The following is a 25,163-nucleotide window of genomic DNA, read 5'->3' as shown; positions in this document are numbered from 1 at the left end:
TTAAGACTTAACTTCAGTGTGCGCTTCTGCAGCAATTCCTTTTTCAGCTTTTCCTGCATTCATGATCTCAGTTTGCTTACGGATAGATTCTCCGTGTACAAGCTCCAAAAATTTCTCGGTAAAGTTTAGGTCTAATTTCAACGCTTTGGCAAATGAAGTACCTTTTTTAATGATGGCATCCCAACGGTTTACTTGTAAGATCGTAACCTGGTTATCACGTTTAAACTCGCCTATTTTACCTACGATGGACATACGCTCGCCCAATTTTTGCAATAAAAGGTCATCAATCTTATCAATTTGTTTACGCAGTTCAGCCAGCTGATCTACAAAAGCTTCATTTTTCGATTCAGGTTCACGTACCGTCAAACGCTCAGCCAGTTCTGCTAAAGCAGCAGGAGTTACTTGTTGTTTGGCATCAGTCCATGCTACCGAAGGATCAACATGAGATTCAATCATCAAACCTTGCATATCCAGATCCAGCGCTTTTTGAGAAATGTATGGGATCAGCTCTCTGTTACCACAAATATGGCTTGGATCATTGATGATAGGCAATTCAGGACATAATGTCTTTAACTGAATAGCCAGTTCCCACATTGGTTCATTACGGAACGAGCTTTTCTCGAAAGACGAAAACCCACGGTGAATGGCACCTAATTTGGTTATACCTGCACCATTGATACGCTCCAATGCGCCAATCCATAGTTGCAAATCAGGGTTAACAGGATTTTTAACCAATACCGGGATGTCCACACCTTTCAAGGCATCTGCAATTTCCTGAACAGTAAACGGATTTACAGTAGAACGTGCACCGATCCACAAAATGTCTACTCCGGCAGCTAAAGCCTCTTCTACATGCTTTGCATTGGCCACTTCTACTGCTGTTGGCAACCCAGTCTCTGCTTTTGCTCTCTTTAACCATTCCAGACCAATACTGCCTATACCTTCAAACTCTCCCGGACGGGTACGTGGCTTCCAGATTCCTGCTCTCAATACAGATACTTTTCCAGTAGCGGCAAGCAAATGTGCAGTAGTTAATAACTGTTCTTCAGTTTCTGCACTGCAGGGCCCGGAGATAATAAGTGGCTCATTGTTGATGTTAAGCCAGGTATTTAATGGCTGGATGTTTAATTGTAATTTCATTTTTTTGGGGTTATGTATGTTTAATACTTTATTTTAAGAGGGTATATTTTTATACTTTTTCATTTTTCTGGTACTCGCCCATGATATTAAAATTGACCGTGTATTTCAACGCCTGGCGAACGGCTTTATCATATTCTTCCATGTTTTTCCAGTCTACATCTACATAAAAATAATAGTCATTTCTTTTTCCTAACACAGGCATACTCTGTATTTTAGTTAAGTTCACATTTCGCTCAGCGAATATGTTAAGTACCTTAGATAAGGCACCGACATGGTTCCCTACCTGAAAACAGATAGAGGCTTTACTGGTATCTCTCATTTCTTCAGTCTTTTCTTTTTTTAGAATCAGGAAGCGTGTATAGTTTTTTTTATTAGACTCGATTCTTCTTTCAATGATGTTCAGACCATACAGCTCAGCTGCCAGGGAGTTAGCTATTGCGACGGTATCGGTAAGTTTTTCGTCGCTGATTTTTTTGGCACAGGCAGCAGTATCACTACCTTCTATAACCTGGATATGAGGGTAATCGTCCAGAAAGTCTACGCACTGACGCAGGGCAATGGGATGCGAGGTAGCAAACTTAATATCCTCAAACTTTACCCCCGGCAAGGCCATCATGTGCAATTGTATCGGCAGGTAAACTTCTCCCACCACTGCAAAATTGTATTCCCGGATTAAAGTATAATTCGGCAGCAGACTCCCTGCAATAGAGTTTTCGATGGCCATTACCACAAAATCGCATTCACCTTTGTCCAGTACTTCGCAAGTATGCTTAAAGGAAGTACACTCAACTGGTTGAATATCCTGGCCAAAGAATTTATAAGCCGCTTGTTCGTGAAAGCACGCTTTAATACCTTGAATTGCTACTTTAGGTCCTTTTTTCATTATTATTTTTTCTTTTCTATTATCTCGTATGCTAAATAAAACAAAAAAGTCCCGGCTTTAGGCCGGGACTTTTCATATACATTTATCTCATTTGATGTTATTGCATATCAGTCCCGGCTCTTACTAAAGTAGTAAAAGTAACCAAACCAATATGTAGTAGTATTTTTCATCAATGTGTCTCGTTCTTTTTTGTTTTTTGAAGCTTGCATTAACCTGCACGATTCAAAATTTCTTTTTTTCGTTTTCCAAATGTACTAACAAAATTTAATTTGTCAATAGCTATTTAAAAAAAATATTATTATAATAATTCAAACTAGCTAAAATATCGCCTGTCGCTACCCTGCAGTTAAAGTCGCATACACCAATACTGCTCAATAAAGAAAACATAATCTGCCCGCCTTCATTCTTCTTATCGCTCTGCATAAAGGCCAGCAACTGTTCAAAACTCTTTTCCTTTATATGGTATTTCGGATAAAGGCTTAAAATATAGCTACTGATGTCGTCCAGTCCTTCCTTACTCAGGGTGTTATTTTTATGGGACAGGTAGGCCTCACAAACCATACCTATAGCGATTGCCTCGCCATGGGTTAATGGAGATTTGTCATTTATCAGCGCATATGTCTCCACTGCATGGCCTATCGTATGACCAAAATTCAGGATCTTTCTCAGCCCCCGCTCATGCGGATCTTCAGTCACCACTTCATTCTTAATTTCTACCGAACGATGAATTGCCTCGGCTGTTATGTGTTCATAATCACAATCTTTTAACTGCGCATAATATACCTTATCTACGATCAGTCCGTGTTTGATCATTTCTGCAAAGCCTGAAAGCAGCTCTCTTTTTGATAAAGTAGTAAGAAAATCAGTCTCAATAAATACCGCCTTTGGCAGGGTAAATGTTCCTACCATATTCTTGACATTGTCGATATCTATACCTGTTTTCCCTCCTACAGAAGCATCTACCTGAGACAATAACGTAGTTGGAATATTGATAAAATCAATTCCCCGTTTATAAGTAGAAGCTACAAAACCACCCATATCTGTAATTACCCCACCACCTAGGTTGATCATCAGGCACTTACGGTCGGCCTCAAAATCCAGCAGCGTTTTCCAGATACCTATACAAAAATCTATGTTCTTATTCTCTTCTCCCGGATCAGTTTCAATCAGGTCAAATCCTGTAAAATCCCCAAGCATTTCCTGAAACACCGGTAAACATGACTCAGCAGTATTTCTATCTGCAAATACAAATACCTTACTATATACCTCCGATTCCATAATTTTAGCAAGCGGTGCAAGCCTGGTTTCAAAATAAATGGTATGTCCGGAACTTTCTATGTTGTTCATTAAATTACTGTTATTTTCTGACCCATAAAATCAACAATATCGCCTATACGGACTTTCAATCGCTTACGGTAATCAACTTTTCCATTATATTTTACAAGCCCGTCTTCTACAACAGTCTGTGCCTCGCCGCCGCTCTGCACCAGTCCGGTTGCTTTCAACAACTGGATAAGCGGAATGAATTCCCCTGTTAATTTAAATTCTATCATTGTATGGCAAACTTAGATAAAATTGCTCCTTAATGCAATTTTAGAATTATTTATAAAGGTTTTAATGCTGATAACACAGGAATTCATACTTTTGCAGCCAACTGACTAACATATTGAACTGATGAACGTATCCCCCAAGGAAAAGCTGAATTTTGACAATACAGAAATCGCTTTTCGCAATAAATCTAATGGTGAACTAAATGCTGCATACTGGCTTTTTAAAATTATCAGCAGCAATTTCCTGACTAAAGTTGGCCCACCAGTCACCAATTTTTTTTTAAACATAGGCCTGCCAATTAAAGGGATAATAAAAGCTACCATTTTTAAGCATTTCTGCGGAGGGGAAACCATTGCCGAGTGTGAAAACACAATTGCACAGCTGCATTCAGGAAATGTAGGTACCATACTCGACTATTCTGTAGAAGGAGAGGATGAAGAGGCCGTATTTGATTTTACCTGCGAAGAGATCATCAGGACGATTGAACGTGCTGCGGGCGATAAAAGAATCCCTATCACTGTATTTAAGGTCACAGGGATTGGCCGCTTTGCTTTATTGGAAAAACTAGATACAAAACAGGAGCTCAGTGCTGCTGAGCAGACAGAATTTAACAAAGTTAAATCACGCTGTGAAAAGATCTGCAGAAGGGCCTATGACAAAAAGGTACCTGTCATGATTGATGCTGAAGAAACATGGATACAGGACACCATAGATGCGCTTGCGATCGATATGATGCTGCTCTTTAATAAAGAAAGTATCATCGTTTACAACACCTACCAAATGTACCGCCATGATAAGCTTGCTGACCTTAAGGCTGATCATCTGATCGCCAAAGCACAAGGGTTTATCCTGGGAGTAAAAATGGTAAGGGGTGCCTATATGGAAAAAGAACGCAAACGTGCAGAAGAAATGGGCTATCCTTCACCAATACAGCCTACTAAAGAGGCTTCCGACATTGACTACAACGAATCTTTAAAATATTGCGTCCAACACATTGAAGACATTGCTTTTGTATGCGGTACACATAATGAAGAAAGCAGCCGGCTGTTGGCCGAACTGATGGACCAGCATAAAATAGCTCATGATCATCGTCATGTATATTTTGCCCAACTATTGGGCATGAGCGATAACCTGAGCTTTAATTTATCAGATGCTGGGTATAACGTAGCCAAATATGTTCCCTATGGTCCTATCAAAGCAGTTATGCCTTACCTATTCAGGAGAGCTCAGGAAAATACGTCTATCGCCGGACAAACCAGCCGGGAGCTGGGGCTGATCATTAAAGAAAAACAAAGAAGAAAGCTGTAGTTCGCTATGCGTTAACCTCATGCAGGGGGTATAGTAGGAGTATATACATATCATGCAGGGCGTTGATTGGATTTCAGTCGAATCAACACTTTAGCAAGCCCCTGGCGACCCTCTGTCAATAGCGAACACAGAGCGAATGAGCAACTAATACGGACAGATAAGGAGCTGATTTCTTATAGGAGGTTATGTTCGACCAAGAACTGTCTTAGATCTTTTGGGTTCCTGTCCATCAGTAAAGTATTCAGGCCAGCTTTTTTAGCTCCGACAAGATGCTGCGGGCTATCATCTATAAACAACGTTTCGTCGGGTACCAGCCCATTTTCTTTGATCACTCTTTCAAATATTTCCACATTGGGTTTGCGCAGCAACATCAATTGAGAATAATATGCCTTTTCAAAAAGACCGTCATTGTTTTCAATTTTATAAGCTCTTTTCAAGTAATCCAAAATATAGTTGTAATGGATCTCGTTGGTATTACTTAATAAAAATGTCCTGTACTTTTGTTTTACCTCTATCAATACGTCGTGCACATTTTCTGGCACGCCGATCAGCAAACTGTTCCAGGCGGTGTCTATTTCCTCGTCTTTCAGATCCGGATTTTGTGCTGCCAGCCTTATCCCATTCCGGAATTCTGCGGCAGAGATCGCTCCTGTTTCAAGTTCAGAGAATAAATTATTATGCCCTTTATGACCAAAAAAAGTTTCAATATCAGGGATACCTAATTGTAAAAGAGCATTTTGCGCCTTTGAAAAGTCTATTTCGAATATCACATTGCCATAATCGAAAATGATGTTTTTTATTTTTTGTGCTAAAACTGTTTCCATAATTCGATACAAATATGTAACATTGCACTCGCAAAATCTAATAGATTTTTCAGGGCCATTAGCTCAGTTGGTTAGAGTAGAAGACTCATAATCTTTTGGTCGATGGTTCGAGCCCATCATGGCCCACAAGCCTCTCAGTATTCTGGGAGGCTTTTTTATTCTTTAAATTTCATTTACGGCAACTGACTCAATCCAGCCGATATTTCCGTTAGGAAGTTCAATCTTAACCCAGCTACCCTCTTTTTCCTTAATATTTACTTTCAGTCCTTCATGAATAACAAATAGTGTCTTCATACTTGCCTGGGGGCCGCTTTTCACATCCACTGAACCATTAAATACGATAGCCTGATTAGCACGCTCAAAATAATTGCTTTGCGAATTGGCCATAAACAGACTAAACAAGCCTAATATCACTAACGAGATCCCCGCATAAAATGAAGCCTTTTTTATGTTGATTACATAGACAAAAAGATAGACAATAAGTAAAGCAAAACCTGACAAAAGACCCAATATACCTGAAACAGCCCAGGTATTTAATGAAACAGACATCACAAATCCCCTCCACCATTTAGCCAGAAAGAATTCCGGAACCGCTTCAATCTTATCGGTAATCTTTAGATTGGCAAACTGAAGGTTTACTTTGATATCCTCATCACCGGGTGTTAATTTATAGGCTTTTTCATAGTACCATATGGCGGATGATAGCTCATCCAATTTATAGTATGCATTGCCGAGGTTAAAATATACCGATGCAGTACGGTATCCTGAATCAACCAATAGACCATAGGTCTTCACTGCATCTTTAAACTGTCCTTTTGCATATTGCTGATTACCTTCTGCCAACAACTTAGCCGGAACTTCCTTTGCTGCTATAAACAAAGGGAAAGCAATAATTACCAATAAATAAAAAATACGCTTATACATGATTCTCTATATCGTTTATAATTCCTTTGGCTTTATCAAATACTTCCTGCTCTGAAATCCCCGAAACGGGTGCATACCTTGCCATTTCACAAAGATCCAGCGTATCGGTAAGCTGATTGATCAATACCTCTCCAATATTTCTGGAAAGCAGCTTCTCCCTGATATTCTCCCGGTTCAGATCCGCTGCTGCGATGTTTAGCTTGTCGCTCAAATACCCGTACAGTCCTTTGTATACTGCCTCATAAAAGTTTATTTTATCACCTGCCAGCAGCTGCTTTTGTGCAGTTGCCAGATGCCTGGCCGCCACTTTATTAGCATTTCTACCTCTTACCGCCACCAGGTCACTGTTGTTTTCTCTATGTCGTTTTCTATACATAAAGGCACCCACAAACAATAAGGGCCCCATAGAAAGCAGGATGTAATACCATGCAGAACCATAAAACTCAGTACCTGCCTTCACAAAATCCGGCTCAGCGGTTTTGATATACCTGATGTCTTTATCAAGCATTTTCACCTCCTGCTGGCTGCCCGGAGCAAAAGCTGTAACATTTGATCCAGGTGCTCCTTTGGCCACCTTTACCGCAAATTCATTGGAAGACAGGGTAACGTATTTTTGAGTAGCGGGATTAAAATAGGAGAATTCAAACGGTGCTATCTTATAGTCACCTTCATGTCTGGGAATTAGCAAATACGTGTATTCCCTTGTTCCGGATACCCCAGTAGTGCTTTCTGTGATCTGATCACTGATCTTTGGATCGTACTTTTCAATATCGGCAGGAAAGGCTACTGAAGGTGCTTTTAATAGCTTAATATTTCCCGACCCCGTGATCCTGACTGTATAATTTATCGCTTCATTGGCCTTCACTGCTGTCTTATCCAGGCCTGCTCCCATCCCAAAGTTGCCCACGGCACCCTGAAATCCTGCAGGCTTCCCTGCTTCCGGCAAGGGCTTCACATTAATGGCAACAGGAGTACTTTTGATCTTGTACTTTACATCTTTGTACGAACCAAAAAAGGCTTCAATGGGATCGTCTGAAGGAACACTCTGCCTTACCACAAAGGTCATCGCCAAGGGATCAAGGCTCAGTTTGCCATAACGTTCGGGAAACAAGATAACTTCTTTCAATACCGCCACATTGTACCTTACCCCATTATAGATTTCAGGCTTCCAATCCACATATTGATTGTTCTTTTTCATCTCCTGGCTCCAGAAACCATTAAAGTCGGGCAATTTGTCCATCATATTGTCCACCAGGTCAATATTTGCATATAGCTTGTAGGTTACGGCCAACTGCTCTCCTTGAAATACATTGGTTTTATTGGCAATAGCTCTAATAAATAGTCGTTTGGAAATATCGAAAGAAGCCCCATAGTCACCACGACCATTTCCTGACCCACCAGAAGATGGGCTATTCTGAGCAGAGGCTGACCCCTTAACAACCTTGACTTTTATAGCTTTAGATTTGTACTGCTTGCCCCCTGCAGTGAGGGATGCAGCACCGATGGTATATTCCCCTTCCCTTGTCGCCACAAGAACATAACTAAGCGAGAAACTCATCGTGGTCCTTCCGTTGATAGAAGTCATACTGCTGGACTGATTAGGCCCGGACAATACCTGAAATCCACTAAACGAAGGCGGGTCAAATGATTCTGCATTTCCATTTACCGTAAATACAACCTCAAACTGCTCAGCAACGATCACCGGATTTTTACCAACAGATGCTGTAAAGGCGATATCCTGCGCAAACAATGCAGTACTCCAAAATAACAATACCGACAGTATATAATGTTTGATCTTCATTCTTATAAAATCAGTTTACCAATCTTTAACGATCTTTCCTTTTCCACCCTTGGCCTTTTTATTTTTCAGCTTGTCCTGGGTGTTCTTTTCTTCATTATTTAATGCTTCCAGCATACGCTCCGCATCTTCTTTAGACAACTTATCAGGCTGTGGCTGCTGATCTTTCTGATCCTTTTCGTCCTGGTCCTTATTCTGGTCCTTTTTATCCTGATTGTCTTTATTATCTTTATTTTGATCCTTGTTTTTATCCGGATCATTCTTCTGATCCTTGTTGTCTTTGTCTTTATTGTCCTTGTTATTCTTGTCCTTATTCTGCTGCTGTTGTTGCTGTTTCAATTTTTCCTGGGCATATGCAAGATTGTAACGGGTCTCGTCATCTTTGGGATTGTTCATCAGCGACTTTTTATACGCTTCGATGCTCTCTTCCAGTTTTTTTGATTCCAGCAGTGCATTGCCCAGATTGTGATAGGCCTGCGCTTTTACCGCTTTATTTTTGGAACTTCCGGCTATTTCAGTAAATTTCTGTGCAGCATTGTCCAGTTTTTTTTGCTTATACAGCGCATCACCCAAATTAAAATTACCTGCTACAGATTCCTTAGATTTCTCTACTGACTTTTTATACAAAGCTTCGGCTTCGGCATACTTCTGCTGCTGATAAAGCTGGTTTCCTTTATGGATATCCCGCTTCTCCTTTTGTGCAAACAGCAATGAGCCCTGCAACAGCAGATACGTAACAACTATTAATCTTTTCATGACTTTTTCACCTCAAACAAATTCACCTCACTCAGTTTTAAATTTTTCTTACTGGAAATAAAGAACTCTATCAGCAACATAATCAGCGCAAAGGCCAGGAAAAACTGGAACCTGTCTTCGTAGTTTTTAAATACCTTGCTGTCATATGTCTTCTTTTCCATTTTATTCACCTGGTCCATCACAATATTCAGTCCGCTGCTGGCATTAGTAGCCCTTACATACACACCATTGCCCGCAGCTGCTACTTCCTTGCACATCTCTTCATTCAATTTACTGATCACCGTCTGACCGGCCTCATCTTTCCTAAAGCCAACCGGACTGCCATTCTGATAGATGGGCAGCGGACTTCCTTCCGGTGAACCAACACCGACTACATGGATGTCCACATTCTTAGCACTTGCGCTCTTTGCTGCAATCACTGCATCATCTTCATGATTCTCACCATCGGTCATCAATATCATTGCCTTGCTCGTTCCATTTACAAAATCAAATGACTTCATCCCCATATCAATGGCAGCGCCGATAGCCGTTCCCTGGGTAGGGACTATATCGGTAGTAATGTTATTCAGAAAAAGTTTTGCTGCAGAGTAATCGGTAGTAATCGGCAGTTGCACATATGCCTCTCCTGCAAAAATAATGATCCCTATCCGGTCATTGTGCATGTTATCGATCAATTGAGAAATCGCCCGCTTCGCATTTTCCAGCCTGCTGGGTGCCAGATCGGCGGCCAACATGCTATTAGACACATCCAGCAGGATCATCAGGTCTGCGCCGCTCTTTTTCCCCTCCTCTATCTTGGTGCCGATCTGCGGATTGGCCGCGCCGAGTACCACTGAAGCAAAGGCAATCAGGAAAAACACAAACTTAATTCCCGGCCTTTTAAAAGATACCTCAGGAATGATTCCCAGTACGGTTTTTCTATCGCCTAAACTCGCCAGGGCCCTGCGTTTCCAGCGTCTTACTACAAAAAAAAGCATGATGAACAGCGGAATTGCCATCAATGCCCATAATAATTCTATATGTTCAAAACGTACCATATGATTAAGTTAAGGCTCCTTTCAATAATGTATTTCTTATCAGGAACTCGACCAGTAACAATGCTAGTGCCATCAGCACAAGCGGCAAAAAGCGCTCAGTCTTTTTATGATATTGCGTTACGGCGATCTTAGCTTTCTCCAGCTGATCTATCTGCTGATAAATCTGTTTCAGCTTTTCATTGTTGGTGGCCCTGAAATACTTACCACCAGTGATCTTTGCAATATTGGACAATACACCTTCGTCTATCGTAACTGGCACCTGCTGGTACTGTATGCCATAAGGAGTCTTCACAGGATATGGTGCGTAACCTTTTGTCCCCACACCCACGGTGTACACCCTCACTTTCATTTGCTTGGCTATTTCTGCAGCCGTAGCTGGAGGAATAGAGCCGGATGTATTAGAGCCATCTGTTAGCAATATTACTACTTTACTCTTTGCTTCACTGTCCTTTAGCCGGTTTACTGCTGTAGCCAACCCCATCCCTATTGCCGTACCATCCTCTATCATTCCATTACTAATACCCTTAAACAGGTTGACCAGCACATCATGATCAATCGTAAGCGGGCATTGGGTAAAGCTCTCTCCGCTGAATACCACCAGTCCGATCCGGTCGTTGGGCCTGTCTTTTATAAAATCTATGGCAATATTTTTACCTGCTTCAAGGCGGTTAGGCTTCAGGTCTTCAGCCAGCATACTTCCTGAGATATCCGTCGCGATGATAATGTCAATTCCTTCTGTGGTAGAATCCTCCCAGCTCAGTGCCGACTGAGGCCTTGCCAGTGCTACAATCATGGCAAACAGTGCAAAAGACCTTAAAGCAATCCCCAAATGTCGCAGCCAGGAATAGCTGCTTTTTTTTGCTTTCAAAAAACCGTTCAGCGACGAAATGCCAAGCGTGCCCTGCAGCCGCTGATTTCTCCATATATACCAACCTATCATTAGCGGAATAACGATCAGCAGCCATAAAAATGCCGGATTGGCAAATTCTATTTCCTTATACCAGCTCATCATTCGCTTTATTATCGGTTACCCTAGCGGCCTCTTTCGTGGCCATTACAAAACTGACTGCATTTTCCATGCTCTGCTCATTGTCGGACGATTGAGGAATCCCTTTCGCAAACTTTACCAGATCGGCAATAATCAGGATCTGCCTTAACTGATTTCTGCTTTGCTCCCCAATTTCCAGCTGCCTGGTACTGGCAAAGATCTCATCAGAAGTTTGCTCCAACGCTTTCACACCATATCTTTTTTCCAGGTATTCCCTAAGGATATCAGACAGCTCTACATAGTATTCCTTTACCAGGTCCATCTGCCAAAGTTTTTTCTCTCTGAGCGCATTTAACCTGTTTACAGTGGATACATGCAAGGGCACCTCAGGTTCTTTAGCCCTTTGTACTTCAGGTGTTATGATCTTCCTTTTTTTCAAATAGTAAGCCAGTCCGGCCAATAACAACAAGGCAGCGATCCCACTAAGCACCCAGTACCAGTTGTCTTTCAGCCAGTCCATAAATGAATAAGAAACCGTCAGTGGCTGTTTAATGTCATAGATGGCTTTAGTCGTATCTACCTTAACCGCATTTACTTCCAGCGGCAATGCCTCCGTAGTCAGTTTACCATCTTTAGTCTCAAATGCAAGCGCAGGGATCATATGCAAACCGGCCTCAAAAGAGGTGATCGTATATTGTCTGTTGAGGGTATGCACCGAAGGATTGTTTTGATCCACAAGTGTATCAATTTTACCAGTTTCCACAAGCTGTACTTTTGACGATAATGTATCGGCAAGTACAGGGAATGTAACCAGCATCTTTAGCGGACTGACAACACTGAGTCTCAATATGGTCTGATCGCCCAGGGCAATCGTAGTTTTATCCAGTTTTGCACTTACTTTTATATCCTGTGCCCTGCTTTGATAGGCAAAACACAATAAAGCCAGCAACAGACAATAGCTAAAATTCAAATACTTCCTCATCTTCTAGCCTCACGTTTTTTAAATAATGTCATCAGCGGTTTAATGTACGACTGATGCGTACCTATTTTAGTAAAGTCAACACCCGATCTTCTGAACAGATCTTCCAGCCGGCCGTTCCTTTCCAGAGCAGCAGTCTTAAATGCATGGCGTACTTGCTTGTCCGAAGTATTGATCCATTCCAACTGCCCGCTTTCTTCATCTTTTATCGGTATCAGGCCTAAATCTGGAAACTCCTCTTCATGCAGGTCAAACAGCCTGAGTGCAACAAGGTCATGCTTCCTGTTGGCAATCTTGATCTCGTTTTCAAAAGTATCACTCATAAAATCGGACAGCAAAAATGCAGTACACCGCTTTTTGATTACACTGGTAAAATACCTCAGGGCCTCGGCCACATTCGTCCCTTTATGCTTTGGTTTAAAATCTATCAGTTCCCTGATGATCATCAGGATATGGCTCCTGCCCTTTTTGGGAGGGATAAATTTCTCTACCTGATCACTAAAAAACAATACCCCTACTTTGTCATTGTTCTGAATGGCTGAGAATGCCAGTACCGCACAAAGCTCCGTCGCCAACTCCTGCTTTTGCTGGGTCTGCGTTCCGAAGTTTTTGGAGGCACTCACATCTACCAGCAGCATTACCGTCATTTCCCGCTCCTCGTCAAATACCTTCACATAGGGATGGTTGAACCGGGCGGTCACATTCCAGTCAATCGTACGGATCTCATCACCCATCTGGTATTCGCGCACCTCGCTAAAGGCCATACCCCGGCCCTTAAATGCCGATTGGTATTCACCGGAGAAGATCTGATTGCTCAAACCCCGCGATTTGATCTCAATCTTTCTTACTTTCTTTAAAAGATCTTTGGTATCCATAGACTATGGTACTTCTACAGCATTCAATATTCCGGTAATGATGGATTCAGTGGTTACATTTTCAGCCTCTGCTTCATAAGTGAGGCCTATACGGTGCCTTAATACGTCCTGACAAATAGCCCTTACGTCTTCAGGAATGACATAGCCCCTTCTCCTGATGAATGCATAGGCTTTAGCAGCCAGCGCCAGGTTGATACTGGCCCTTGGTGAAGCACCGTAACTGATCAGGTTTTTATAATCTGCCAGTTTATATTGTTCAGGAAAGCGTGTGGCAAATACAATATCGATGATGTATTGCTCAATTTTCTCGTCCATATATACCTCTCTTACCACCTTCCTTGCCCGGATGATGTCGTCCGTATGAAGAATGGCAGTTGGCTTAGGCATTCCCTGCGGGGCAATATTTGCCCGCATGATTTTCTTTTCATCCTCTTTTTTAGGATAGCCGATCACTACTTTCAGCATAAAACGGTCTACCTGCGCCTCAGGCAGCTGATAGGTACCTTCCTGCTCAATCGGATTTTGGGTAGCCAGCACAAGGAAAGGCTTAGGCAGGTCAAATGTATTGTCGCCAATGGTCACCTGACGCTCCTGCATAGATTCAAGCAAGGCACTCTGCACTTTGGCAGGAGCACGGTTGATCTCATCTGCCAAAATAAAATTAGAGAAAAGCGGGCCTTTCCTGACAATGAACTCCTCTTTTTTCTGGTTGTAGATCATCGTACCCAACAAATCGGCGGGCAAAAGATCAGGAGTAAACTGTATACGGCTGAATCCGGCATCAATGCATTTAGCCAGTGTATTGATGGCCAGTGTTTTTGCCAGCCCGGGTACACCTTCCAGCAAAATATGTCCATCCGCCAACAGACCGATCATCAGGCGTTCTACCATATATCGCTGACCAATAATGACTTTATCCATCTCTATAAAAAGCAGATCGATAAAAGCACTTTCTTTCTGTATCATTTCGTTTAGTGCGCGGATATCTGTTCCGTACGAAGCACTTTCAGTAATGTTATTTATATCTTCCATTTATACCCTTTATTTTCGCTGCGAAAATTAGGTAAAGGTTATTTTTTTCGCAACAGTATGGGCGCAAGTATAGTGTTAAAATATGTTAAATCCCAAAGTCCCCCAGATACTGAATAAATCCTATATGGATACTGGCAGATCTCCCGATGAATACCTAGCTTTGTAAAAAACATACATTATGCTAGCACATCACGTTCTATTCTGGCTTAAAGCCGACACTACTGAAGATCAAAAGAATGCTTTTAAAAATGGCCTTTCATCACTGGAAAAAATTGAAGGTATCAAAGCCTTTCATATTGGTACTCCGGCCCCGATTGACCGCCCGGTAGTAGACATCACTTATACCTATTCATTAACGATCTTTTTTGAAGACCTGGCCGGGCATGATGTATATCAGGTGCATGACCTTCACACAGCATTTCTGGATGAATTCCGTATCCTGTTTGATAAAGTTGTTATTTACGACGCAAATTAGTCCGCCACTTCAACAGTGATCATATCACTGTTGCGGCCTCCCGAAAAGGGATCGGTACGAACAGAAAATACCAGCTTATATTTGCCTGGACTATCGGGAGCTGTAATGGCTCCCGTTACATGCACCCACTGTTTAGCCCCTATCTTAATATTTTCTGTATCTGTTATAAAAGGCTTAAATTCTCCAAACTCCGCATCTTTTTTAAAACCATATTCCACGTAACATTTCCACTTTTCACCAGCATTGCCCAATGAGATAGGTTCATTATATGGATTGGAAATATATACAGCGCAAGAAAACTGCTCTCCAGGCTTCAGGCGATGGATGCCGTATAGTGGGTTGATCCTTACCTTTTGGTACATCCTAACATTATCCAGCCATCTGCCATAATAGACTCCCTTACTGGTATTAATCGTATCCTGCGCAATGGAATCGCCAAAGCTATCCTGTATTACATAGTAGGCTTTTTTATTCCGTAAGCGATCTTCCAGCGGCCAGATATCGTACTGGTTCTTTCTGTAATACCTGGAGTCATAACCAAAACCCAATGTACTGCGTGTATAATAGTTGTATCTTGAAGGAACCTGGAAAGAATCGGTGAAAATTACCGGGCTAGTGCCTGCTTTTTCCCTAATCTGTCCGGCCCATTCTTCAGTACCGAAATAATAGGCTACAATCTTTACCTTCATCAGGGCATCTACAGGAAAGATCAGGATCAGGCGCACCAATACCACCAGTGCAATATTGATAATGGCCAGTTTTTCAAACCATTTAGGCACCCCTTTTTGTGCTATGGCGACATAAGCCAGCATAAAGAGGCAAAGCATGGCCGGCAAAGTCCAGTGTGCTTCTACCCTCCCTTTAAAAGTACTGAGCAGGAAGAAGATGAAGATGCCAACACAGTTGTATTTAATGGCGCGCAGAAAAGGATCGCCTGCTTTGGTAACCACCACTGATTTATACAGGTACCAGCCAATCAGCGGACCTGCAAGGGCCAGTTGGGCAATAAGGTAGTCGCCTGTAAAGCTCCACTTATATGGAGCGGCAGAGCGGTCAATAACATGATAGTAGAATGAAGGGAAATTGTTCTGAAACTGCCACCATAGATGGGGCAGAAAGGCAATCCCGGAACCGATAACAATCCCCCAGAAAGATGGCCTTTTTAACAGCTTAAGATTCGACAATATGGTAAAGAAAAGCACCAGGACAGCATGGTATTTACTATATAGCAGACAAGCTATTACCAGCGTCAGCAGTACAGCCCATTTCAGCTTATCTTCCTTTTCATAGCGCTGATAGATATAAAAAAACAATACGATAAAGAAAGATAAAGGCGAATCAGGTGTAGTGATGAAGCCATATACATGAAACAGCACAATGGCAGAAAACAGTAAAACAAAAAGACGGATGTTATCTGCATATTGCTTCAGCATTTGCCAGAGCAGGTATACAGATAATGTACTGGTAAGTACTGTAAATAAGCGAAGGCCCAATGTTGACGCGCTTAAAGCATCGCCAAGTTTGATGAACAGTGCCACCATCGGAGGATGGTCAAAATAACCCCAGTCCAGAAACCTGGAATATACCCAGTAGTAAGCCTCGTCAGCGTGCAGTTCTACAAAGCTTGCCTGGATGATGTTGATTAATGTCCAGACACCCAAAAATATAAACAATACCTGTTCAGGTCTTTTTTTCTCTGCCATCAGGAATAAAGGTTATCCCGTAAAGGTATAAAGATAATTGGCAAAGAAATTCCATAAAGAAACGATTCCAATGGCACAAGCTTTGGCAAGGTAAAAATTAAATTTCATCCGGTCGTTCAACAAATAAATAATGGCATTGCTGAGAACAAGGCCAACTACAGCCACCACGAAAAACTTGCCAAACTGGGTAATACTGGCCGGATCATGATTGTTAAATGTCCAGTAGCGGTTCAGCGTATAATTGGTACCTGTAGCAACGACAAAACCAAGGGAACTGGAAACGTATTTATGGATCTTTAGCTTTTCCTTACACAGCCAGGTAACACTAAAATCAACTATAAGACCCGAAAACCCAACTAATCCGAACTTCAAAAACTTCAAAAAAAAGGCTCTATTAAATTCAATAGCTGCTGTAAGGGCCATAGGGTTGTTTTTTAGCAAAAATAGGATTTAATAACACAACTTCATTTCCTTTCCTTATTTTTGTTTCAAAACCAATAAGATTGCTTAATCTTTTAAAATATAAAACGCCCGAGAAATATTCCTCAGATTTTAAGGAAGCTTACAGTTATATAAACGTAAAGCAAATTAAAATCCTGAGTAGTGCGATCTTTGCGCTGGCCGCAACGCTAAGGATATTTTCAGTAGTTTTCTATAAGGAAATGGGAAGTCTGCCCAATTTTGCCGAATACAATATCAGCAATATGATCCAGATCACTGCGGGTCCTATATTTATTATTGTGAGTACGATCGCTGCAAAGCCCAATTCATGGACAGTACGCCAGCGAAACATACTGACCTTGATATTTAGCATGTTTTTGCTTAGTATTACTTTTTATATCAGCTTCATTTACTCTCAGCACAACACTAAAAATACGATGACCGTTTTTTTGATCGGTATTGTTATGGTCAGTATTTTCTTCTCTCTTGAGTTTAAATATATATTGATACTTTCCTTACATGCCATCCTGTTGTTTATCATCGGGATGATCATACCAAATTTAGATCTTGATCAAAAGATATTAAATACCGGTGCTGCCATCATTTTGGCTTTTGTACTTTACATCTGTTCCAGGTATAGTTATTTCTTTAAGTCACAACACTTTACCCAGCTCAGGCAGCTCGAAGAAAAAAACATAGAGGTGCAGGAGCTCAACCGTCAGAAAAGTGAGATACTTGGCTTTGTAGCCCATGACCTGCGCAACCCGCTAAACAATATTGAAGCCCTTAGCAGAATTATCCTGGAAGAAAACAAAGGGACAGAAAATACAGAAGCAGCACTGATCTTAAGCTCTTCCAGACAGGCTAAAGACATCATCAATGACCTGATAGAAGTAGTACAGGAAGAAAAAATACCTTTTCAAATGGTAAATATCAACATGGTTGACTACCTGAGCGGCATTTGCATGAGCTGGCAGGCCAATTCAGAAGAGCAAAGAAAGATCAACTTTATTGCGCACGAAAGTGAGCTTTTATCTTCTGTAAACCCATCAAAATTCAACCGTGTAATAGATAACCTGATCGGCAACGGACTTAAATTTTCTGAAACCAATACTCCAATTGATGTGGAAGTATTAAAAAAAGACACGCTATGTATGATCCGCGTTAAAGACTATGGCATCGGCATTCCTGACAATTTAAAAACATTGCTGTTCGACCAGTTTTCTAAAGCAGGAAGACAAGGTCTTAAAGGTGAAAGATCTATAGGATTGGGCTTGCATATTTCTAAAGATATTGTAGAGCAGCACGGCGGTACTTTGTCGCTGGAAAGTGAAGAGAACAAAGGCTCTACGTTTATCATCTCTATGCCGCTGGCCGGCTAGTTTAAATTAAACTTTTCATTGGTGATTTTCACCACGTTGGAAGTGAACACTATACCGACTATCAAAATCCCTATTACAATAGCCAGCGCGATCTGTAGCGACGAATAAAGTTTGCTTCCCGACACCATATAGTCAGAATCCCTGATCAGCTCCTCACCTACCCTGGTCTGGATGCCCATCAGTTCTGACAGCTTTTGTATGGTCCTGTCTGAAGACACCCTTCCGGCGTTTTCATACAGCTTGCCCGCACCGGCAAAATCCTTATTGCGCAGCAGCAGCAAAAGCTCAGTATCCAGTTGCTCCGTATGGGCCAGCCTGTCTTTCAGTTCTATCAGGTGCTGTTTTTCCTGCTCTACCAGAAAAGTCTTCTCATACTTCTTTATCAGTGAATCGATCACGGTATTGAAAACATTCAACTGCTCTGTCAGGCTCCCTGGACTCAGGCTGCCAAACTGTGTATACAAGGCGCTTTCCAGCAATGAACGCTTAGCATAAGAATTTTGAGCTACATAAAAGAGATCAGTAGCCGGAATAAGGCGGTCCTTGTACATGGAAACAAATGATTCGTTCATGTCCTTGACGCTTTTGTCTTCCAAAAAACGGATCAGGATGCTGCAGCCCATTACGCAAAATAACAGCGTGGCAATTTTTATCTTTTGTTTAATCGAGTAAGCAAATCTCATAATTGGTCAGGCTTAATGTTCGGGTCAGTAATATAGCTGTTTATTCCTCCGCGGGAGTAACAAACAGGTTCGGAGCAAAATTTACTAAAAATAATTCTCTTTTTGCCCTTGTTACCCCGGTATATAACCATCTTAAAAAATCAAGGTCTACCATATCCTCAGTCAAATAGCCCTGATCTACAAATACGGCATCCCATTGTCCGCCTTGCGCCTTATGGCAGGTTACGGCATACGCAAATTTAATTTGCAGGGCATTATAATAAGGATCTTCCTTAATGGCATTAAACCGCTCCCGCTTATTAGTCAGGTGTTCATAGTCCAGGTTTAGGCCCTCAAAAAGTTTATTACTTTGCTCATAAGGAAGGTTCGGTGTTTCAGCAGTCAGTGTATCCAGCATCACCTTACAGGTGATCAGCCCTGCTTCCGGAAAATCCAGAAACTCCAGGTTTACTTCACAAAAACGCAGACCATACCGCTCTTCAGTACCCCTCACCCTTTTGATCACCGCCATATCGCCATTGGCGATGAATGCTGCCGATTCATTTTCCGGTAGCCAGAAATAATTGTTTTTGACCACCATGATCTGGTCACCTCCGGTCAGTTCCTCTTCGCGATAGAGCAACCTTGCCCTGATCTGCTGGTTGTATACATTGGCTGATTTATTGGACCGGCATACGACCAGCGAGTTTTCAATTCCGAACTTACTGTAAGCATATTCCAGTCCTTCCACCAGTTTCAGTCCCGTCATCCTGAAAATATCCTTATAGTTTTTGGTCAGGAACTTAGGGAGGTCGGGCTTGTCATCCTCCTTATTTTTACTTTCGGCATCGTTGATGAGTTTACGAAGCATGGTTGCATTGGCCAGTATGCCCGATTTCTTTTCCTGTCGCACTACTTCTTTCAGTTCCACCGCTGTCACCTGCATCCCAAAGTTTTTGCTTATGTAATCCTTGTTGAGTGCAGGACTATCAATACTGCCTACCGGGGGTAGCTGTGCGGTATCGCCTACAAACACTACCGCACAGTTCTTGCCATTGTATACAAATTCCATCAGGTCTTTTAAAAAAGAAGAACCGGTTTTGGTGTTCCATTCATCGGCAATCATAGAGGCCTCGTCTACAATAAACAGGGTGTGCTCGGCCAGGTTTGGCGCCAGTTGGAATGACATGTCCACACCTACCGCAGATTTTTTCCTGTAAATCTTTTTATGAATAGTCAGTGCTTTACGCCCTGTATAATTACTCATTACCTTGGCCGCCCTTCCCGTTGGCGCCAGCAATACAGCGCGCAGGGAAAAGCGTGGTAGTGCTTTTACCAGGGCACCCACCGAAGTCGTCTTTCCCGTTCCGGCATAGCCTCTCAGGATAAAGCATTGCTTGTCCAGTTGCCGGCTTAGAAATAAAGCCATCTCCCTGCAAAAAGCAAGCTGCTCAGCCGTGGGACTGAACTGATAAGATGATGCGATTATCGATGCTTTATCCATTTAACAAATATGCGATGGTGATGTTATAGAAAAAAGGATTAATTTTGTTAATATGAACAGCAAAAATAGCATATTATTAGTTGATCCTGATTTTGATCCTGCTGCTGCCACAGATTGCATTTTGTTACTTAAGATTACTGCAGACAGTTTCTCCTATGCAATTATCGACAGCAATACCAAACAGCTGCAGGCAGTTTATGATCATCAGGAATGCCGGGATGTGCCTGCGGAACTATCACTGAGGCTTAAGACGGACAGCTATTTAGCTATCTCGTTTAAAGAAGTTAAAGCATCGGTATATACCGAAAACGCTATTGCTATTCCCAGCGAATTGTTTAGCGATCAGACCCTAAATGATTATGCCAAATTCTTTCCGGTAGTACAATCCAATAATTTATATACCCAGTCTGTCGACAGCTTCGGCTTCAAATCCATCTTTACGTTAAGTGATGTAATGGATGAGACGATCAGTTCCTCGCTTAGCAACTGCAGGATATTTGACCATTCCGCACCGGTACTGACCATGGCATCAGGTAAAACAGCCAGCACCCTACAGTTAGACTTTACCGCATGCTCCTTTAATGCAGTATATACTGCCGGAGGGAAACTGATCTTTCAGAAATACTTTGAAACGGAAAATGCAGAGGAATTCAATTACTATTTGTTGTTCATCATCAACCAACTGAAGATCAGCACGGCTGATACAGCCATCTTTATTAGTGGTATCATCCACCTGGATGATGCACACTATAACTGTATCGCCAAGTATTTCAAAACAATCAATTTCAATGAAGCTCCGGCCCTTGAAACTAACAATAAGATTCTGGACGACATGCCTGCTCATTATTACAGCAGCCTATTAGCAATCGACCTATGCGAATAATAGGAGGCAGATTGAAGGGTATCCGTTTTAATGCGCCGGACAGCTTACCTGTAAGGCCTACTACAGACATGGCCAAGGAAGCACTGTTCAACATCCTGTACAATACTTACGATTTTGACAGCTGCAATGTACTGGACTTGTTTTGTGGTACCGGCAATATCAGCTTTGAATTTGCCTCAAGGGGTGTCAAACAGGTAACAGCCGTAGACAAGCACTCAGGCTGTGTATACTGGGTAAAGTCTGTGATCGAAAAACATAAGCTTGATGAAATTGATGTGCAAAAGGCAGATGTATTCAAGTTTCTGGCCAGCCATGACCAGCCTTATCAGATTATTTTCGCTGATCCGCCTTACGACCTGCCCACCATACCGCGTATTCCGGAACTGGTAATGGAGCGTAACCTGCTTACCGACAATGGCATGCTGATCGTAGAACATCCTTCCCTATTAAAGTTAAATAACCAGCCCGGCTATACCGAAACCAGGAGGTATGGCAATTCCTCATTTAGTTTCTTTGAAAAACCCAACCTCTGACCATGAAGATCGCATTGTTTCCAGGCTCCTTTGATCCCATTACCATTGCCCATGTGGACATTCTGAAGCGTGCCCTGCCCTTATTTGACAAGATCGTAGTAGGTATAGGGCTCAATAGTTCCAAACAAAGTTTCCTGTCTGCCGCTAAGCGTGAGGAAATTGTGAAACAGGTATTTAAAGACTTTCCATCTGTCAGTGTAGCGTTATACGAAGGCCTGACGGTAGATTTCTGTAAAAAAATAAATGCCACTTATATGGTAAGAGGAGTACGTTCAGTTGGCGATTTTGAATATGAAAAGGCCATTGCCCAGATCAACCAGACCATGATGCCCGAAATGGAGACCATCGTCCTGCTCAGCAAGCCCGAATATTCTGCCATCAGCTCTACCATTGTACGCGACATATTGCGCAACAATGGCGATGTGAGCAAGTTCCTGCCAGAACAGGCCATCCCGTTTTTATAGGAAGTCTTTTTATAGCAGTTCCCCTGCTTCCAATACCTGTATTATAGAAGGATAGGTATTCTTTAAGACAGGGTTCAGTTCAATTTCAGACAGCCATACAGCTTTGGTAATGCCTTCTTCCTTTTGAGGGATCAGCTTTGGTTCGCCTTTTACCGTCATACTGTACCAGTTGGTCTTTTTAAGCACCAGCTTATTATTAAGTACATACACATGAAAGGTTTTACAGAGCTTCTCATCGTTGGTATGGATCTTTACACCGCATTCCTCTTCTACTTCCCTGAGCGCAGCTTCTTTCATCCCCTCTCCTTTTTCTACCTTACCTTTTGGCAAATCCCACTTTTTATTTCTGAAAATAAATAAATAATTGCCTTCAGCACTCTTTACCAGTCCGCCTGCCGCCTTGATGAGTTCACAGTCCTTTTGGATCTTTGTAAACAATTTTTTAGGGCGGTCGACCAGTAATATATACTCTTTTGCAGACACCTTACTTAAATTTTTATGGAATGTTTGAAAATCAAAATCCTGTATGTCAAGTTGTTGAATTTTCTTAACTCGTTTAGGCATCAAATCTGCTATAAACAAAGTATTATCGTTGATATAAATTCTGTAATTTTGGGACATGTATAATAAAAGTGATATTGAATTAAAGGTAGCTGAATTTTTATTACAAATTAAAGCAATAAAGTTACAACCTAATAATCCATTTACATGGGCATCGGGTTGGAAATCTCCTATTTATTGTGATAACAGGATCACTCTCTCTCACCCGTCTGTAAGAACATACATCAGACAGAAGCTTACACAGCTGATCCAGGAGGAATTCGGATCGGTAGATTTGATAGCAGGTGTAGCCACTGCAGGCATCCCTCAAGGTGCTTTGGTAGCCCAGGAACTTGGATTGCCGTTTGCCTATGTAAGGGCTAAAGCAAAAGAACACGGAACAGGAAGTTTAATTGAAGGAGAAATAGTGGAAGGCCAACGCGTAGTGGTGATCGAAGATTTGATTTCAACAGGAAAAAGCAGCTTACAGGCTGTAGCTGCTTTAAAAGCTGCAGGATTATCTGTTGCCGGACTGGTAGCTATCTTTACTTATGGATTTGACCAGGCAGAGGAAAACTTTAAGGAGGCCAAATGTCGCTTTGCTACACTTTCCAATTATAGTACACTGATAGAATACGCTGCAGAACATAGCTTCATTGCTCAAAACGATGTTGACATGCTGACCAAATGGCGCAGAAATCCATCAGAGTGGGGAAAAGAAGAAGAACAATTAAGTTAATTATACGATGACCGTTATTGAAAGTACTACCGAGCTAAATGTCCCTGTAGAAAAAGTATATACATTTTTAGCTGACCTGAGCAATCATAAGCAGCTAATGCCCGAGAATATCTACAATTGGTCTGCTACTGAAGACGAGGCCAGTTTTACGATCCAGAATATGGCAAAACTAGCCATTAAGATTTCCAACCGTATTGAAAATAAAGAATTAACTGCCATCCCAACTGAAAAACCGCCTTTTGATGTTGAGCTGAAATGGACGGTAGCAGATAATGGAAAGGGCGGTACAATAGCCAAACACATCATTTCTGCAGATTTGAATATGATGATGAAAATGCTTGCTGCAGGTCCTCTGCAGAAGCTGGCAGACCATCAGACTAAAGCGCTGAGCGCAGCGATAGGGTAAGAAATAGTTTATTTGACTGTTTGTTTACCAATTCGGCTGTCAGTCGAAGGCTGCGCCTGCTAAGCTCCCTGCGGTCACATACCAGCCAAATGCCTTCTCTCTGACATGCCTCATTGGCATGAAGCCGACGTGTTTTCGCGCCGCATCACCCAACTAACGACTCCGAATAGACCGACATCGCTTCACTAATAAATATCCTGAAATTTTCATGCGGTACGCCACAATCACTGGTAAACCTTTCATCTGTCAGGTACAATTGCCCTAAACCCTTATACGCCTCGGCTTGTTTGTCCACGGCCTGATGTGTACCCCAAAGTCTCCTCGTATTTTGGTAATGCAGGTGAACCAGCTCCTGAACACTTTCACTAGCAGGATCTAAATGTTTTACCTGATAAAGCGCCTTGCCCAATTCCTTTTGTCTTTGTACCAATGCCTGCATATCTTTTTTGCTAAGGCTTTTCAAATGGTTTTCTGCAAGGGAAACAACTTCTTCACCATAGTTGCTGATGGCCTGGGTTCTGTAGTTTCGGGCTTCTTCCTGACTCAGCCCATCGTATAAATCTTCTAAGTTTAACATCGTCTTATTTTTTAATGAATGAATAGTTTGATTTAATGTTTTCATCAAGGTGTTGATTCTTACCTTTTTGACTCTCAATAGCCTCTCATGGCCTTCCAATGCCTTTATCAACTCGAAATTTGGATCATCCAGGATCTCCTTAATTTGCTTAAGTGGAAAGTCAAGCTCCCTGTAAAACAGGATCTGTTGCAGGCGCAGCAGTTCGGGTTCCTTATACAGACGATATCTAGAACCAGTCCTTTCAGCCGGCTTCAGTAAGCCTTTCCGGTCATACAGGTGCAGGGTTTTGACCGTTACCCCAGCCAGTTTGGCGAGTTGCTTTACAGAATAAGTGTTTGAGTTGCTCATGTTCTTCTTATTATGAACACAAAGGTAGGCTATGACCCTAGGTAAGAGTCAAGAACTATTTTCAAAAAAATTGGAAGTAAGCTATTTCACCAAGTCCGGCTTAATTTCCAAAAACGATCAGACAGAAATTTGCTTAAAATACTGACCTTTGTATTTCCTCAATAACATGGGCCTGAAGCCCTCAGTGCATGCAACCTAACAGCAGGTTCAGGAAGGGCTCTTAAGTAATCAGATTTTTAGTCGAAAATTAATCGAAAATGACCCGTTCTTTGCGCGTTGCTAAACGGGTGAAAAGCGCGTTAAGAGCGCGTTGGTACCGTGTCGGGAACGTGTTGTCACAAAGCCTGATATAAAGGCAGTACTAAGCTGCCCTAGACTTGAACCATCCTTACCAGAAATTTAGTCAGTAAT

The 25,163-nt window shown here is 41.9% G+C and carries 27 protein-coding genes and 1 tRNA gene; 9 read left to right on the top strand and 19 right to left on the bottom strand.

Annotation, left to right across the window (positions count from 1 at the left end; genetic code table 11):
• The 4 genes from EZ437_RS09655 to EZ437_RS09640 form a co-directional block, all read right to left on the bottom strand.
• Entirely contained in the window at nucleotides 1-1,140 is a 1,140-nt protein-coding gene (locus tag EZ437_RS09655) for a chorismate mutase (RefSeq protein ID WP_131595722.1), read from the bottom strand.
• A gap of 49 nt (nucleotides 1,141-1,189) precedes the next feature.
• On the bottom strand, nucleotides 1,190-2,023 hold the full coding sequence (locus EZ437_RS09650) for a prephenate dehydratase (RefSeq protein WP_131595721.1): 834 nt from the start codon (nucleotides 2,021-2,023) through the stop codon (nucleotides 1,190-1,192).
• A 279-nt stretch (nucleotides 2,024-2,302) separates the two neighbouring features.
• Complete coding sequence (gene aroB, locus EZ437_RS09645) at nucleotides 2,303-3,370, bottom strand: 3-dehydroquinate synthase (protein WP_131595720.1); 1,068 nt, start codon at nucleotides 3,368-3,370, stop codon at nucleotides 2,303-2,305.
• Entirely contained in the window at nucleotides 3,370-3,576 is a 207-nt protein-coding gene (locus EZ437_RS09640; protein WP_131595718.1) for an RNA-binding S4 domain-containing protein, read from the bottom strand. The genes aroB and EZ437_RS09640 overlap by 1 nt, the downstream gene beginning before the upstream one ends.
• 121 nt (nucleotides 3,577-3,697) lie before the next feature.
• Here EZ437_RS09640 and EZ437_RS09635 point away from each other — a divergent pair, with 121 nt between their 5' ends.
• Nucleotides 3,698-4,882, top strand: coding sequence for a proline dehydrogenase family protein (locus tag EZ437_RS09635; RefSeq protein ID WP_131595716.1), 1,185 nt, complete (start codon nucleotides 3,698-3,700; stop codon nucleotides 4,880-4,882).
• 173 nt (nucleotides 4,883-5,055) lie between these two features.
• Here the strand turns inward: EZ437_RS09635 and EZ437_RS09630 are convergent, their stop codons facing one another.
• Complete coding sequence (locus EZ437_RS09630; RefSeq protein WP_131595715.1) at nucleotides 5,056-5,706, bottom strand: HAD family hydrolase; 651 nt, start codon at nucleotides 5,704-5,706, stop codon at nucleotides 5,056-5,058.
• Nucleotides 5,707-5,758: 52 nt separating this feature from the next.
• Here EZ437_RS09630 and EZ437_RS09625 point away from each other — a divergent pair.
• Nucleotides 5,759-5,832: transfer RNA gene (locus EZ437_RS09625), tRNA-Ile, on the top strand.
• Between the two features lie 36 nt (nucleotides 5,833-5,868).
• Here the strand turns inward: EZ437_RS09625 and EZ437_RS09620 are convergent.
• Genes EZ437_RS09620 through EZ437_RS09585 form a run of 8 tightly spaced genes read right to left on the bottom strand, consistent with a single transcriptional unit; the run spans nucleotide 5,869 to nucleotide 14,095 of the window.
• Entirely contained in the window at nucleotides 5,869-6,630 is a 762-nt protein-coding gene (locus EZ437_RS09620; protein ID WP_131595713.1) for a tetratricopeptide repeat protein, read from the bottom strand.
• The gene (locus EZ437_RS09615; protein ID WP_131595711.1) at nucleotides 6,623-8,431 is read right to left on the bottom strand and encodes a BatD family protein; all 1,809 of its coding nucleotides are present in this window, start codon (nucleotides 8,429-8,431) and stop codon (nucleotides 6,623-6,625) included. The genes EZ437_RS09620 and EZ437_RS09615 overlap by 8 nt, the downstream gene beginning before the upstream one ends.
• A 15-nt stretch (nucleotides 8,432-8,446) precedes the next feature.
• Complete coding sequence (locus tag EZ437_RS09610; protein ID WP_131595709.1) at nucleotides 8,447-9,184, bottom strand: tetratricopeptide repeat protein; 738 nt, start codon at nucleotides 9,182-9,184, stop codon at nucleotides 8,447-8,449.
• On the bottom strand, nucleotides 9,181-10,221 hold the full coding sequence (locus EZ437_RS09605; RefSeq protein ID WP_131595707.1) for a vWA domain-containing protein: 1,041 nt from the start codon (nucleotides 10,219-10,221) through the stop codon (nucleotides 9,181-9,183). Before EZ437_RS09605 ends, EZ437_RS09610 begins: the two co-directional genes overlap by 4 nt.
• Before the next feature lie 4 nt (nucleotides 10,222-10,225).
• Nucleotides 10,226-11,233 carry a vWA domain-containing protein gene (locus EZ437_RS09600; RefSeq protein ID WP_225869543.1) on the bottom strand — a complete coding sequence of 336 codons (1,008 nt, stop codon included), beginning with the start codon at nucleotides 11,231-11,233 and terminating at the stop codon, nucleotides 10,226-10,228.
• Nucleotides 11,217-12,191 (bottom strand): hypothetical protein, encoded by a 975-nt coding sequence (locus EZ437_RS09595; protein WP_131595705.1) that lies wholly within the window; start codon nucleotides 12,189-12,191, stop codon nucleotides 11,217-11,219. The genes EZ437_RS09600 and EZ437_RS09595 overlap by 17 nt, the downstream gene beginning before the upstream one ends.
• Nucleotides 12,188-13,063, bottom strand: a complete 876-nt coding sequence (locus EZ437_RS09590) for a DUF58 domain-containing protein (RefSeq protein WP_131595703.1) — start codon at nucleotides 13,061-13,063, stop codon at nucleotides 12,188-12,190. The genes EZ437_RS09595 and EZ437_RS09590 overlap by 4 nt, the downstream gene beginning before the upstream one ends.
• 3 nt (nucleotides 13,064-13,066) lie before the next feature.
• Entirely contained in the window at nucleotides 13,067-14,095 is a 1,029-nt protein-coding gene (locus EZ437_RS09585; RefSeq protein WP_131595701.1) for an AAA family ATPase, read from the bottom strand.
• A 178-nt stretch (nucleotides 14,096-14,273) separates the two neighbouring features.
• Between EZ437_RS09585 and EZ437_RS09580 the strand changes: the two genes are divergently transcribed.
• Entirely contained in the window at nucleotides 14,274-14,570 is a 297-nt protein-coding gene (locus EZ437_RS09580; protein WP_131595699.1) for a Dabb family protein, read from the top strand.
• On the opposite strand, the gene EZ437_RS09575 is transcribed toward EZ437_RS09580, so the two are convergent.
• On the bottom strand, nucleotides 14,567-16,273 hold the full coding sequence (locus EZ437_RS09575; RefSeq protein ID WP_131595697.1) for an ArnT family glycosyltransferase: 1,707 nt from the start codon (nucleotides 16,271-16,273) through the stop codon (nucleotides 14,567-14,569). The two genes, EZ437_RS09580 and EZ437_RS09575, sit on opposite strands and share 4 nt — an antisense overlap.
• Before the next feature lie 12 nt (nucleotides 16,274-16,285).
• Nucleotides 16,286-16,696: a GtrA family protein gene (locus EZ437_RS09570; RefSeq protein WP_131595694.1), complete on the bottom strand. Its 411-nt coding sequence runs from the start codon at nucleotides 16,694-16,696 to the stop codon at nucleotides 16,286-16,288.
• A gap of 80 nt (nucleotides 16,697-16,776) precedes the next feature.
• On the opposite strand from EZ437_RS09570, the gene EZ437_RS09565 reads away from it, so the two are divergent.
• Nucleotides 16,777-18,096, top strand: coding sequence for a sensor histidine kinase (locus tag EZ437_RS09565; protein WP_131595692.1), 1,320 nt, complete (start codon nucleotides 16,777-16,779; stop codon nucleotides 18,094-18,096).
• Here the strand turns inward: EZ437_RS09565 and EZ437_RS09560 are convergent.
• Both EZ437_RS09560 and EZ437_RS09555 read right to left on the bottom strand, forming a co-directional pair.
• Complete coding sequence (locus EZ437_RS09560) at nucleotides 18,093-18,779, bottom strand: MCP four helix bundle domain-containing protein (RefSeq protein ID WP_131595690.1); 687 nt, start codon at nucleotides 18,777-18,779, stop codon at nucleotides 18,093-18,095. The two genes, EZ437_RS09565 and EZ437_RS09560, sit on opposite strands and share 4 nt — an antisense overlap.
• Nucleotides 18,780-18,819: 40 nt before the next feature.
• A complete protein-coding gene (locus tag EZ437_RS09555; protein ID WP_131595688.1) occupies nucleotides 18,820-20,262 on the bottom strand; it encodes an ATP-dependent DNA helicase in 1,443 nt (480 codons plus the stop codon).
• A gap of 52 nt (nucleotides 20,263-20,314) precedes the next feature.
• On the opposite strand from EZ437_RS09555, the gene EZ437_RS09550 reads away from it, so the two are divergent.
• From EZ437_RS09550 to coaD, 3 genes are read left to right on the top strand one after another with little or no spacing between them, the layout of a single operon-like run.
• Complete coding sequence (locus tag EZ437_RS09550; protein WP_131595686.1) at nucleotides 20,315-21,145, top strand: DUF3822 family protein; 831 nt, start codon at nucleotides 20,315-20,317, stop codon at nucleotides 21,143-21,145.
• Nucleotides 21,136-21,678 carry an RsmD family RNA methyltransferase gene (locus EZ437_RS09545; RefSeq protein ID WP_131595684.1) on the top strand — a complete coding sequence of 181 codons (543 nt, stop codon included), beginning with the start codon at nucleotides 21,136-21,138 and terminating at the stop codon, nucleotides 21,676-21,678. The genes EZ437_RS09550 and EZ437_RS09545 overlap by 10 nt, the downstream gene beginning before the upstream one ends.
• A gap of 2 nt (nucleotides 21,679-21,680) precedes the next feature.
• A complete protein-coding gene (gene coaD / locus EZ437_RS09540; RefSeq protein ID WP_131595682.1) occupies nucleotides 21,681-22,142 on the top strand; it encodes a pantetheine-phosphate adenylyltransferase in 462 nt (153 codons plus the stop codon).
• A gap of 9 nt (nucleotides 22,143-22,151) precedes the next feature.
• Here the strand turns inward: coaD and EZ437_RS09535 are convergent, their stop codons facing one another.
• A complete protein-coding gene (locus tag EZ437_RS09535; RefSeq protein WP_225869542.1) occupies nucleotides 22,152-22,706 on the bottom strand; it encodes an NUDIX hydrolase in 555 nt (184 codons plus the stop codon).
• Nucleotides 22,707-22,761: 55 nt separating this feature from the next.
• On the opposite strand from EZ437_RS09535, the gene pyrE reads away from it, so the two are divergent.
• Nucleotides 22,762-23,421, top strand: a complete 660-nt coding sequence (gene pyrE, locus EZ437_RS09530; RefSeq protein ID WP_131595678.1) for an orotate phosphoribosyltransferase — start codon at nucleotides 22,762-22,764, stop codon at nucleotides 23,419-23,421.
• Nucleotides 23,422-23,428: 7 nt separating this feature from the next.
• Nucleotides 23,429-23,827: an SRPBCC family protein gene (locus EZ437_RS09525; protein ID WP_131595676.1), complete on the top strand. Its 399-nt coding sequence runs from the start codon at nucleotides 23,429-23,431 to the stop codon at nucleotides 23,825-23,827.
• A gap of 145 nt (nucleotides 23,828-23,972) precedes the next feature.
• On the opposite strand, the gene EZ437_RS09520 is transcribed toward EZ437_RS09525, so the two are convergent.
• Entirely contained in the window at nucleotides 23,973-24,752 is a 780-nt protein-coding gene (locus EZ437_RS09520; protein WP_131595674.1) for a MerR family transcriptional regulator, read from the bottom strand.
• Nucleotides 24,753-25,163: the final 411 nt, after the last annotated feature.

Source organism: Pedobacter psychroterrae (assembly GCF_004331695.1).
GTDB lineage: Bacteria > Bacteroidota > Bacteroidia > Sphingobacteriales > Sphingobacteriaceae > Pedobacter > Pedobacter psychroterrae.
Note: the sequence above shows the minus strand (reverse complement) of the source record. Positions and strands in the feature narration are given on the sequence as shown.